Source organism: Rhodococcus sp. WY5, from assembly GCF_018588185.1.
GTDB classification, from domain to species: domain Bacteria; phylum Actinomycetota; class Actinomycetes; order Mycobacteriales; family Mycobacteriaceae; genus Rhodococcus_F; species Rhodococcus_F qingshengii.
Window position 1 is genome coordinate 4,225,306 of record NZ_JAAMPR010000001.1, and the last position, 11,730, is coordinate 4,237,035.

Below are 11,730 nucleotides of genomic sequence, written 5' to 3' on the forward strand. Positions count from 1 at the left end.
CACGACGCTAGCCGACGACCGCCGATCTCAGCCGAACTGCTGCCATCCGAGGCGAATCACCATGGCGATCACGACAACCAACAGCGTGATCCGCACGAACCCGGAACCCTTGCTCAGCGCCATCCGCGAACCGATGACCGCGCCGAGAACGTTGCACACCGCCATCGCCAAACCCAAACTCCACCAGACATGCCCGGTGACGGCGAAGTAGGCGAGCGCGCCGAAATTGGAACCGAGATTGATCACCTTCGCCATCGCTGCGCTCCGAACGAATTCGGTTCCGAGGAAGGTCGCGAAGCTGATGATGAGGAAGGTGCCGGTGCCGGGTCCGAGCAGACCGTCGTAGAGGCCGATGAGTCCGGCGGAGAGCAGCAGGACGAGGACGGTCTTGCGCTGCCTCGGACGATGGGTCGCGATCGTGGTGCCCAGCGTCGGACGCATGGTCACGAAGACGGCGACGGCGACGAGGACGACCATCACGATCGGAATGAAGTACTTCTTGTCGATCAGCGAAACGGCCGCCGCCCCGCACGCGGCCGTCACCGCAGCCAACGCGGCTGCCGGCGCCATCTGCCGCCACTCCATCGGGATTCGACGGGAGAACGTGTACACCGCAGCACTCGTCCCGGTGAATGCCGTCAATTTATTGGTGGCCAGTGCCGCCTGTGGGGTCAATTGCGGGGCGACCAGAAAGAGCGCCGGCAACAGAATCAATCCACCGCCGCCGACCACGGCGTCGACCCAACCCGCCGCCGTCGCTGCCGTCATCAGCAGTCCCCAATCAGCAATATCCACGGCGGTGACTCTTTCACAGCTGTGACACTCTTGAGCACATGCGGAGGTTCAGCCTGTGGCTGCGAGGAAAGCCGATGATCGCGGACAGCGCGCTGGCGCTCGTGTTCTTCGCGCTCGAGGTAGTCACGTTCGTCAGTTCGCCGCGTGAGGAGCGGTGGCCCCAGCTCGTCGTCGGATTTCTGATCTGCCTTCCCGTCGTGTGGCGTCGCAAATATCCGCGTGTGTCCGCTGCGTCCATTTTGTCGATGTCGTACTTCGCAACCTTGATGATGTGGGCGACAGGGGATCCGGCTGCGGAACATCCAGGCCTGTTGGCGCTCGGGGTCTCGCTCTACACACTCGTTGCGTATGTCGATCGACGCACCGGGGCGATTTTCGCGTGCTTCCTTGCCCTGGACATGACACTCTCGTTGCTCGTCATCCGCCAAGACGTGATCCTGACGATCATCATCGCGACGCTGCTCTATGCACTGGCCTGGATCACCGCCGAGTTCTTGAGCGCCCGCCGCGCCTACGACGAGGAAGTGGCCGCCAGACTCGAAGTGGCCGAATACGAACGGGATCGGCGTGCCGAGGATGCGGTGGCCACGGAAAGAACCCGAATCGCCCGCGAACTCCACGATGTCGTCGCCCACGCGGTCAGCGTGATGATCGTCCAGGCGGACGGCGCGTCGTATGCGGTCGATTCCAATCCCGCGTTGGCCAAGAAGGCGCTCGGCAACATCTCCAGCACCGGACGCGACGCCCTTGCCGAGCTTCGCCGGACCGTCTCGCTTTTGCGCACCGAGGTCAGTAGCGATTTGATGCCGCAACACGGAACGGCCGGCATCGCCAAGGTCGTCGAGATGATGCGTGCCGCTGGTCTCGGCGTGCGCCTCGAGCTGACCGGCGAGCTCGACGACGTCAGTCCTTCAGTCAGCCTGGGAATTCATCGCCTGGTCCAAGAGTCACTGACCAATGTCCTCCGTCACGCCGGCGCAAATCCGAAGGCACGAGTCACCGTGCGCCGCACCGACACCGCGGTGCTGCTCGAGGTCGTCGACAACGGAACGTCGAGTTCGACCTTCTCCCACGGTTCGGGGAATGGACTGGTCGGAATGCGTGAGCGGGTGGCGGTACTGCACGGGACGCTCGAGACCGGACGACGCCCCGACGGCAGTTGGCGTGTGTACGCAGAGCTGCCGCTCGAGATCCACGATTGATACCGGCTCGCCGCAATCGCATTGGCACCGACGTCTCAGGCCCGATAGGTTTACGCCGTGCCCATCACCGTGCTGCTAGTCGACGACCAGGAACTCATGCGGATGGGCCTGAACATGGTGCTCGAAGCACATGAAGACATCTCGGTTATCGGTGAGGCCGGCGACGGGGCCGCGGCGGTCGCAGCGGCGGTGGCGCTGAAGCCTGACGTCGTGTTGATGGATGTGCGGATGCCGATTGTCGACGGGGTGAAAGCGACCGAGCAGATTCTTGCCTCCGGGATCGAATCCAGGGTCCTGGTGATGACGACCTTCGACCTGGACGAACACGCTCTCGGTGCCTTGCGCGCCGGAGCCAGCGGCTTCCTTCTCAAGGACACCCCGCCCGAGGATCTCGTGTCGGCAATCCGCAGCGTGGCAGCCGGTGACGCGGTTGTTTCCCCGAAGGTGACACGTCGTCTGCTGTCGAGGTTCATCGTGGACGGTCCGGCGCCCCGGCGCGATCCGGTAGTTCTCGACGTCCTGACCGAACGCGAACGCGAAGTCCTCGGACACGTGGCCACGGGGCTGTCGAACATCGAGATCGCACAGCAGCTGTACCTGTCCGAATCGACGATCAAGTCGCACGTCGGACGCATTCTGACCAAACTCGATCTGCGTGATCGTGTGCAGGCTGTGGTGCTGGCCTACGAGACCGGACTGGTGACTCCGGGCGCGTAGGCCAGCCGCCTGTCAGGCAGCGAGCGTTTCGCTCTGCTCAAGCATCAAAAGCGCCCACTGTTGGCAGCACGATGCAGGTCTTCCCGTCTGCGTAATCGACATTGCCGAACAGAGCGGCAAACACCTTGCCGTCACCGGTGTCGACGACCTTCGAGAGCAACGGCGTATCGAGTACGGGCAACTTCTCGTCCAACGGGACGATGCCGCCCTTGAACGTGCCGACGTTGATCCAGGCAACACTCAACCCGGAGGTCTTGGGTATGCCGACGTAACCCGGGATTGCCTGGAACCGGAGATGGTCGGCCTCGACCCACGGCGGCAACGGGAAGTTCGGACCGGCCTGTGCGGAGCTGAGGGTGACGGTGACGGGTTCACCGGCCACGCCACACCCGACCGTCGGTGCGGGGTACATGAACGACTGCGGCTTGGTGACGCCGATGTCCGGGAGATCGAGAGCGGTCGTGATCTGATCAGCGCCTGCCGTGCCGATCAACTGCTGAACAGCAGCAGAGGCTTCGGGGGAGATGGCTGCGGCCTGCGCGATCAGTGCGGCAATTCCTTCGGGTACCACCGGTTCTGCGGCCGCGGTTCCCGCGCTGATCATCGCGCTGCCGGCGGTGAGTGCCACGACGGCGGCAGTGCCGGCGATGGCAGCGGGAATGCGTCGGGCGAGTGTCTTGCCGGGGAGTCGGCTCATGTCGGGCTCCTTCATTTCATGAGGCCGGGAAATGCGGCCCGAAGTGACTTGACCATGCGCAGAGTCTCAACGTCAACTTGAGGTTTAGAATCGTTAGCGGAGCGTTAGTTAACGCCAGGCAAGTTGCACGTGCGTGAGAGAAGGCCCGTGTGACTCACGGCACCCACCTGTTTTGCACCTCTGCGTCTTTGTCGGGAGAAAAACCGGCCCCTCGAGCGTTGAACGAATAGACCGTCTGAAAGGGGACGTCATGATCGCCGCCGTATTTCTCCTCTACGTGATCGTCGAGATCGCAGCCTTGGTCATCGTGGGCAACGCCATCGGTGTCGCCTGGACAGTGCTGCTGTTTCTCGCCGGATCGCTTGTCGGATTGATCCTCATGCGCTCGCAGTGGCGACGGGTCATGGACGGGTTCCGTAAGGCCACGCGGGGTGAGGGATCGCCGTCACTGGCGGTCGCCGACGGCGCCCTGGTCGCGGCGGGCTCCGCGTTGATGTTCGTACCCGGACTCGTGACTTCGGTTCTGGGCCTGCTGCTTCTGATTCCGCCGACCCGCTGGGCGCTGCGCCCGCTTGCAGTGCTCCTGGCAGGTAAGCGCGCAGCAGCATTTGCCGCCGGTGGTGACGCCTTCGCCGGAACCGTCGGCTACGCGGCGCGGATGCGCGGAAACGGCGAGGTGATCGACGGCGAGATCATCGTCGAGACACCCGAAACCACCGAGTACGTCGCCAGCAACGGCAAGGAACTCGTGCTCGAGGGTGAGATTCTGGACACGGATACACCCACCCGTTCGCGGGGGCCGCAGTACTAACAGGCAGACTGGGTGCTCGTGACTACTCGTCTGCTGGTCAACGGCCGGATCTACAGTTCATTTGCACCTGACGCGACCTCGATCGCCATCACCGACGGCACCGTCGTGTGGGTCGGCGACGAGCGCGCCGGACGGGCGTTGCACCCCGCCGCGGAGATCGAAGATCTGGGTGGTGCGTTCGTCACTCCCGGGTTCGTCGACACCCACGTCCACATCACCGCACTGGGACTCAATCTCGTCGGCCTCGATCTCGTGGGCGCGAACTCTCTGGACGAATGTCTCGCGCGAGTACGAACATTCGCAGCCGCGAACCCCGAAACTGCCCATCCCGACGCAGTCATCTGGGGACACGGTTGGGACGACACCGAGTGGGCCGAGCAGACCCCGCCGTCGACCGCAGATCTCGACGCGGCCGCCCCTGGCCGCAAGGTGTATCTCTCGCGGATCGACGTTCACTCGGCCGCGTGCTCGAGCGCATTGCGCGACGGGATCTCCGGCCTCGCCGACACCGCTGGATACTCAGCCGAAGGCCCGTTGACGTTCGACGCACACCACCTGGCGCGCAATGCCGCTCGGAATCTGCTGACGGAAACTCAGCGCGCGTCTGCTCGTACCGCTGCGCTCGATCTCTGCGCCTCACGCGGAATCGTGGCCGTTCACGAGTGCGGGGGACCGGACATCTCGGGATTGACCGATTTCCAGGAACTGTTGGCCCACGATCACGGCGTGGAGGTTCGGGGCTACTGGGGTGAGCGTGTCGACAGCGAAGAGGATGCTCGCGCGCTCCTCGACAAAACCGGAGCAGACGGACTCGGCGGGGATCTCTTCATCGACGGCTCGCTCGGTTCGCATACCGCGTGGTTGCTCGAACCCTATGCAGACCAACCTGATTCGACGGGCAATGCCTACCTCGACGTCGACGCGATCGCCGTACACATCCGGGCCTGTACCCTCGCGGGCGTCCAGGCCGGGTTCCATGCCATCGGTGACGGCGCCGTCTCGTCGGCAGCTGCCGCGTTCCGCAGGGTCGCCGACGAACTGGGTGGCCCCAAGGTCGCCGCGTTGGGTCACCGCCTCGAGCACGCGGAAATGATGTCTATGGCCGACGCGGAAACCTTTGCCGCCTTGGGTGTCATCGCTAGCGTCCAACCGGTGTTCGACGCACTGTGGGGTGGCACCGACGGTCTTTACGCCACGCGCCTGGGAGTAGAGCGCGCAGCAGCGTTGAATCCGTTTGCACCTGCTGCCGGTAAGGGTGTCTCGCTCGCATTCAGCTCCGACGCCCCGGTCACCCCCATCGAGCCGTGGGCGATGCTGCGCGCCGCTGTCCAGCACCGCACCGACGGAAGTGGAATCTCGCCGCGTGCGGCCTTCTCCGCGGCAACTCGCGGCGCCTGGCGCGCGGGCGGAGTGCGGGACGGCGCCGCGGGAACCCTCAATCCGGGCGCACCGGCCTCCTACGTGTTGTGGGAGGCAGGTGAACTCGAAGTGAGCGCACCCGCCGACTCGGTTCAGCGATGGTCTACCGATCCGCGCTCGCGCGTACCCGCTCTGCCGAGGCTGGCGGAAGATGCGCCGATTCCGGTCTGCATCAAGTCGGTGCATCGCGGACGCGTCGTCTATCAGCGCGGCTCGTCGAGTGAGTGAGGCCGGCGCAGAGGCGTCTGTCGGTGATCGCTCCCGTGTGAGCGCTGTGCTCACCGGTTCCGCATGGCTACGTTCGCTGTACGCGGCCGCAGGTGGATTCCTGATCTTCGCAGGGTTCCCACCCCGCCCGCTGTGGTTCTTGGCGCCCGTCGGGATCGCTCTTCTGACGTGTGTGTTGACGAACTTCGGGCGCGGCGGACTGCGCCTTCGTGCCGGCTTCGGTTACGGATACTTGGCCGGTCTCGGATTTCTGGTGCCGTTGCTTCCGTGGATCGGTGTGTTCGTAGGTGCGGTCCCGTGGATCGCGTTGGCCGCGGTGGAGTCGTTGTTCATCGGACTGTTCGGGCTGCTTGCGGTTCTGGTGGCGAGGTTGCCATGGGCACCCTTGTGGATTGCTGCGACCTGGACGCTCACCGAGTGGCTTCGTTCCAGCGTTCCTTTCGGCGGATTTCCTTGGGGCAGGCTCGCATTCGGTCAATCCGAAGGGTGGCTCCTCCCTCTTGCGAGTGTCGGCGGTGCGCCGCTGCTCAGCTTCGCGGTGGCCCTGACCGGTACCGGCTTGGCAGCAGTTGCAGTCGCTGTCGCGGCCAAACGATGGGACCGAGGATTCTTCGGAGCTGTTGCCGCTGCCCTCGTGCCCGTGATCATTGCTCTCGTGGTGTCGCCGTTCTTGTCCACCATGGATTCCGGTGATCGAACGATCACCGTCGCCGCCATTCAGGGAAGCGTTCCGAGGTTGGGCTTGGACTTCAACTCGCAACGCAAGCAGGTCCTCGACAACCATGTCGCCGAAACCGTGAAACTTGCTGCCGAGGTGGACGCGGGCCGCGTCGATCAGCCTGACGTCGTGATCTGGCCGGAGAACGCCTCGGACATCGACCCCCTGCGAAACGCCGATGCCGCTGCCGACATCACCCGGGCCTCCGAAGCGATCGGAGCGCCGATTCTTGTCGGCACCGTACTCGTGAACGCCGATCGTACGACCACCAATTCGGTGATCGTGTGGGACGGCGCCAACGGTCCTCAGGAACAGCACGACAAGAAGATCATTCAGCCGTTCGGCGAATACCTGCCCTACCGAAGCTTCTTCCGGAACTTCTCCTCGTACGCCGATCGCGCGGGCAATTTCGTTCCCGGCGAGGGCAACGGCGTTGTCCATGCAGCGGGGGTACCCATCGGTGTCGCGACTTGTTACGAGGTGGCGTTCGACCGGGCGTTCCAGGAATCTGTGCGCAACGGTGCACAGTTGCTGGCGGTACCGACCAACAACGCCACTTTCGGGGACACCGAGATGACCTATCAGCAGCTGGCAATGTCGCGTGTGCGGGCAGTCGAGCACGGCCGCGCCGTCGTTGTCGCCGCAACCAGTGGTGTCAGCGCCATCATCGCTCCCGACGGTGCGGTGACTTCGCAAACCGACCTGTTCGTGCCGGCGACCCTGGTGGCGAAGGTGCCGCTCTCGACCAGCTCCACCCTTGCCAGCCGAGTAGGTCCGGTGCCGGAGATCGTGCTCAGCATCATCGCGGTCGGCGCGATTGCCATGGCAGTGCTGGCCCGGCGCCGAGATCAGGCTGAGCACTCACCCGAGGAGACTGCGGCAATCTGAGCCGAGCATCGGATATTGGGGCTGCCGATGTTCCGAGGAGCGCCTACGCGGGTACTCGCTGTGCCACCCGTTCCTGCGTAAGGCGGCTTCTTGTGACCGAGCCTGAGAAAACCGAGCCAGACAAGTCCGAGCCCCGGGATGCAGTTCACAAAACCAGTGTCGTCGACGCGGTTCTGCAGTCACCGCTCGCCGGCCTGTCACCGTGGATCTTGCTGTCCTTGCTCTCCGGGCCGGGAAGGTTCGAGGAATCCGCGGCCGCAGCCCTCGGGTTGTCGCTGCTGATCTTGGCGGCCAGTCACCGGCGCGGCGGCACCGTGAAGCTGTTGGAGGTCTTCGACGTCGTGTTCTTCGGCGTTCTGGCGGCCATCGGCCTCCTCGCGTCGGCGAACACGATTCGGTGGTTCGAACTCTGGGGAGGCGAACTGACCAACATCGCGCTGGTGGTCTTTGCCTTCGGATCGATCCTGCTCCGCAATCCTTTCACTTTGCAGTACGCGAAAGAGTCGACGCCCGAAGAGTATTGGGCGACGCCTCTGTTTCTGCACATCAACTACGTCATTACGGCGGTGTGGGCTCTCGCCTTCACCTGGTCGGCCGTAGTGGGCCTGTTCGGAGACGCACTGCTGCACGACGGTGACAACTTCTGGACCGGATGGATTCTGCAGTTGCTCGGAACCTTCTTCGCGATCTCCTTCACCGAGTGGTACCCCGAGTATGCGCCGAACAAGGCCGCTCAGGCTCAGGGCCTCGAAACCGAACCACCGCAGTCGATTTTCAGGCTGTTCGACTTTTTGCCGGTGTTCGTAGCCGTGACCGGCATCGCGGGGTTGGTGACCGACTCCGTTTCCGTGACCGCAGGCGTCACGTTGATTCTGGTCGGCGTGTTCGGACATCTGGCGATGCGACGGTTCACCGTCGACTAGGAGCTCTCGGTGATCTCGCGCCTACGGGAACTTGGTGCACGATCGTCTCGATGACCGGCAGGTGCCGGCTGATGCACGGAATTTGTCCGTTTCTGCGATAGTCAGTGCACCTGCCGTGCAATGGAAACGAGGGAAATTGAGCGTTATTTCGAGTACTGCACACAAGCACGAGCCCCTACACGGAAGACGTCCACCAGCGGATCACCGCTTCCTCGGATTCGACCCACGAGTCTTCCCACACGCCCTCGCGATCTTGGCGGTGTGGATGCTCTGGACCGTGATCGTGCCCGCCATCGATTCCGCTGTCTCCTCCGAAGATCCAACCGGCGCCGGAGACCGGATGGCCGTGACCGAAACGGTCTCCTTCGCCGTACCTGCGGGCTGGAATGTCGACAGTGGTTTCCGAACCGACCAACATGGCGCGTCCGATTCGCTCCCACGTGTGACGTTGACCGATGGCACCGTCACCGTGAGCGTCGACGCCGACACATTCAGTGGAACTGCCGACGAGCTCCTCTCCCAAACAGATGCCGTGAGTCTTGCGACGAACGGCAGTTCCGTGCTTGCGGTCTCCGGTGCGCGCCAGCCGATCAGCACCGCCGGGGGTCTGAGCGGCGTCCAGGTCAGCTTTGACACTCCGCGGTCCGCCGGATCGGTGACCACATTCGTCGTCGACGGCAAGGGAATTCGGGTACAGGTAGTCGGCCCACCCGATCAGATCGCCGCCCGCAGTCGAGAAATCACCGACATGATCGCCTCTATCGGCACACACGAGGGAGACACCAAGTGAGCACCGATCTCCTCGAAACCCGCTCCCGCGCATTCGATACGACGGCCTGGGGCGAGAAATTTCACTTCTTCCAGCCACGCAACGTCGTGTTCTGGATATACCTGTGGATGTGCGGATTCGGCCTCGTCAAAGGCTGGCAGATGTTTGCTCCCTTCGCCGGATACTTCGGGCGCGCACTCCTCGTTGCCGGCATCGTCGGCGTCATCAGCGCCGCGGTCTGGACATGGTGGTTCCGGCACATCGACCGCCACGAACGCCAACCCGTAGGACTAGTGGTCACCGGCTTCATCTGGGGCGCCACCGCAGCAACGTTCACTATCGCAGTACCCGCGAACGGAGCAGTCGGTTCGCTCTACTCGAAGATTTTCGGGCAGGTATGGGCTCAGGACTGGCATGCGGGCCTCTCTGCACCCTTCGTGGAGGAAACCGCCAAAGGCATCGGCATCGTAGTCCTCCTCGCGCTTGCACCACGCCTGGTGCGCACCGCAACCGACGGCCTGCTCCTCGGTGCTTTCATCGGCTTGGGATTTCAGACCAGCGAAGACTTTCTGTACTCGATTGCCGGCGCAACACAGGGCTTCGGCGCCCACCAAACCGACGGCCTGCTCGGTTCCATCGCCACCCGCACCTACTCCGACATCGTCTCTCATCCCCTCTTCACCGCCCTTTTCTGCGCCGGCGTGATCTATCTGATCGGCACCCCGGCCCAGCCCCGGCGGATCGGACGCGGATTGGCGTTGATCGTGGCACCCATCCTGATCCACGGCGTGTGGGATTCCATGCTCGCGATCGCCGGCGGCAGCAGTTCGCTCGTGTTCGTCATCATGATCGGCGACATCGTCTTCGCGTTCACTGCCTTGTGGATCGCGTTCGTCTGGGCGCACCCACGTGAATCCCACTTCGTCCGTGACATTCTCGCCCCGGAAATCGAGTCCGGCGTCCTGACCGACGCCGAGGTGACAGCCGCCGGCGGATGGCGACAACAACGCACTTACGCGAAAGCCGCACCCACTCGCACCGAACGTCGCCAACGACGACATATCGTTCGTGCCGCGCTGGATCTGTGCAGCGACCTAGCTGTCAGCAAGGGCGACGACAGCCCCCAGGTCGTCGAATCACGCAACGAAATCACCCGCCTCCGCCAAGGAACCGCGGCACAGAGCATCACTCGGTGACCGGGAAGTAGCGGAAGAACCGTTCAGCACCGCAAATCATTCACCCACACCCCAGTCGGCCGGGTTGCTTGCCATCGTCACTTGGCAAGCAACCCGGCCGAGTGACTGGGCTACCAGTTCACTCCGTATCGAAGTTTGGTGTACCGAAGTTTGGTGTGTCGCGGGGTGGGGGATACAGCTCACACTGGTGCACGAAGCAGCGCCGATGGTTCTCCAGCGCAAGTCCAGGATTTGCGCACTGTCGGCCCGCGAGTGCGCCTGGATGCTGAATGACGTTGCCCTGAAGTGTCTTTGAGGACCGCGAAGCATCCTGAAGTTGCCACGTCGAAGAAGGGCCGAAGTATGACGTCGACTTGTGAACGATCACTCCCCGAAGAACGAGAAAGACCGCCCGGTGTAGAACCGGACGGTCTTGATCGAAGTGCTAGTTCATGCGCCGCGACGCTTGGCCTTCAGCAAATCGAGACGCTCTTTGAGGAGCTCTTCGAGTTCCTCGACCGAACGACGCTCGAGCAGCATGTCCCAGTGGGTGCGGGGAGGCTTGACCTTCTTGGCTTCGGGAGCAGTCCCCTCCATGAGGGTGCCTTCGAGGCCGTTTCGGCACAACCAGGTGCCGGGGATCTCGGCTTCGTCCGCGAACGGGATGTCGAAGATCTCGCCGTTCTCGCACTTGTACTTGGCCATACGACGGGGCGCGAGGTCATGGTCACGGTCGGTCTCGTAGCTCACAGCTCCGAGTCGGCTACCTCGAAGTACGCGATCTGCCATGGTGGTGTCCTCTCTTCGTTCGTCACCGCTGGTGGGCGCCCTGACTTGGGGAGTAGACGCTCACACTCATCTACAACGCCACGAGCACCCGATTGGTTCCCGTGTGGCGAGAAGACGCAACCTCTCCATCTTACCGGGTACCGTGCGCGTTCATCGAAGGCGTCCGAATCTCGAGTACAGTGTCGATTCATGGCTGAGAGCACACGCGTCGGATCACCGCAGTCTGCGCGTTCGGGAAACCCGTGTGTGTGGTGTGGTCGAGAGGTCGCGGTGACCGGTGTCGGTCGTCGACGCCGGTACTGCAGCCAGTCTTGTCGACAGCGTGCGTACGAGCAGCGCAATGCCGTCAAGGGCACGTCGATCCCGGCTGACGCCGTCATCTTGACCGCAGTCGAAGCGGTCGAACTCGTGGATCGGATGTTCGAGGTCCGATGCGCTGCCGAAGATGTGGCGACAGCAGTTGCCGAGGGCGCAGAGAGTTCAGAGCTCACACAGTTGTGTGAACGGTTGACCGAGCTTGCCCGCGAAGCCGAACGTTTCCGGTAGAGCAGGTGTGGGCAACCGGTTTCTAGCCTTGCGTCGAGCACTGCAACACTGCG

At 63.4% G+C, this 11,730-nt stretch carries 12 protein-coding genes; 9 read left to right on the top strand and 3 right to left on the bottom strand.

Annotation, left to right across the window (positions count from 1 at the left end; all coding sequences use genetic code 11):
• Nucleotides 1–27: 27 nt before the first annotated feature.
• Complete coding sequence (locus G4D79_RS19600; RefSeq protein ID WP_007729832.1) at nt 28–795, bottom strand: TSUP family transporter; 768 nt, start codon at nt 793–795, stop codon at nt 28–30.
• Nucleotides 796–869: 74 nt separating this feature from the next.
• On the opposite strand from G4D79_RS19600, the gene G4D79_RS19605 reads away from it, so the two are divergent.
• Together G4D79_RS19605 and G4D79_RS19610 are read left to right on the top strand one after the other, a co-directional pair.
• Nucleotides 870–1,997: a sensor histidine kinase gene (locus G4D79_RS19605; protein WP_083471225.1), complete on the top strand. Its 1,128-nt coding sequence runs from the start codon at nt 870–872 to the stop codon at nt 1,995–1,997.
• 57 nt (nt 1,998–2,054) lie between these two features.
• Nucleotides 2,055–2,714 (top strand): response regulator transcription factor, encoded by a 660-nt coding sequence (locus G4D79_RS19610; RefSeq protein ID WP_003945024.1) that lies wholly within the window; start codon nt 2,055–2,057, stop codon nt 2,712–2,714.
• A gap of 37 nt (nt 2,715–2,751) precedes the next feature.
• On the opposite strand, the gene G4D79_RS19615 is transcribed toward G4D79_RS19610, so the two are convergent.
• Nucleotides 2,752–3,411, bottom strand: coding sequence for a hypothetical protein (locus G4D79_RS19615; RefSeq protein ID WP_003944837.1), 660 nt, complete (start codon nt 3,409–3,411; stop codon nt 2,752–2,754).
• 250 nt (nt 3,412–3,661) lie between these two features.
• On the opposite strand from G4D79_RS19615, the gene G4D79_RS19620 reads away from it, so the two are divergent.
• From G4D79_RS19620 to G4D79_RS19645, 6 genes are all read left to right on the top strand, one after another.
• The gene (locus tag G4D79_RS19620; protein WP_003944915.1) at nt 3,662–4,222 is read left to right on the top strand and encodes an FxsA family protein; all 561 of its coding nucleotides are present in this window, start codon (nt 3,662–3,664) and stop codon (nt 4,220–4,222) included.
• Between the two features lie 12 nt (nt 4,223–4,234).
• A complete protein-coding gene (locus tag G4D79_RS19625; protein ID WP_099698332.1) occupies nt 4,235–5,869 on the top strand; it encodes an amidohydrolase in 1,635 nt (544 codons plus the stop codon).
• Between the two features lie 37 nt (nt 5,870–5,906).
• Nucleotides 5,907–7,475 (top strand): apolipoprotein N-acyltransferase, encoded by a 1,569-nt coding sequence (gene lnt / locus G4D79_RS19630; protein WP_063316713.1) that lies wholly within the window; start codon nt 5,907–5,909, stop codon nt 7,473–7,475.
• Between the two features lie 92 nt (nt 7,476–7,567).
• Entirely contained in the window at nt 7,568–8,398 is an 831-nt protein-coding gene (locus tag G4D79_RS19635) for a hypothetical protein (RefSeq protein ID WP_007729819.1), read from the top strand.
• A 136-nt stretch (nt 8,399–8,534) separates the two neighbouring features.
• Nucleotides 8,535–9,188, top strand: a complete 654-nt coding sequence (locus tag G4D79_RS19640; protein WP_235867912.1) for a hypothetical protein — start codon at nt 8,535–8,537, stop codon at nt 9,186–9,188.
• Complete coding sequence (locus G4D79_RS19645) at nt 9,185–10,363, top strand: PrsW family intramembrane metalloprotease (protein ID WP_064444604.1); 1,179 nt, start codon at nt 9,185–9,187, stop codon at nt 10,361–10,363. The genes G4D79_RS19640 and G4D79_RS19645 overlap by 4 nt, the downstream gene beginning before the upstream one ends.
• A 429-nt stretch (nt 10,364–10,792) precedes the next feature.
• On the opposite strand, the gene G4D79_RS19650 is transcribed toward G4D79_RS19645, so the two are convergent.
• Nucleotides 10,793–11,131, bottom strand: coding sequence for an RNA polymerase-binding protein RbpA (locus tag G4D79_RS19650; protein WP_003944971.1), 339 nt, complete (start codon nt 11,129–11,131; stop codon nt 10,793–10,795).
• A 189-nt stretch (nt 11,132–11,320) separates the two neighbouring features.
• Here G4D79_RS19650 and G4D79_RS19655 point away from each other — a divergent pair, with 189 nt between their 5' ends.
• On the top strand, nt 11,321–11,677 hold the full coding sequence (locus tag G4D79_RS19655) for a hypothetical protein (RefSeq protein ID WP_042450945.1): 357 nt from the start codon (nt 11,321–11,323) through the stop codon (nt 11,675–11,677).
• The last annotated feature ends 53 nt before the right edge of the window (nt 11,678–11,730 follow it).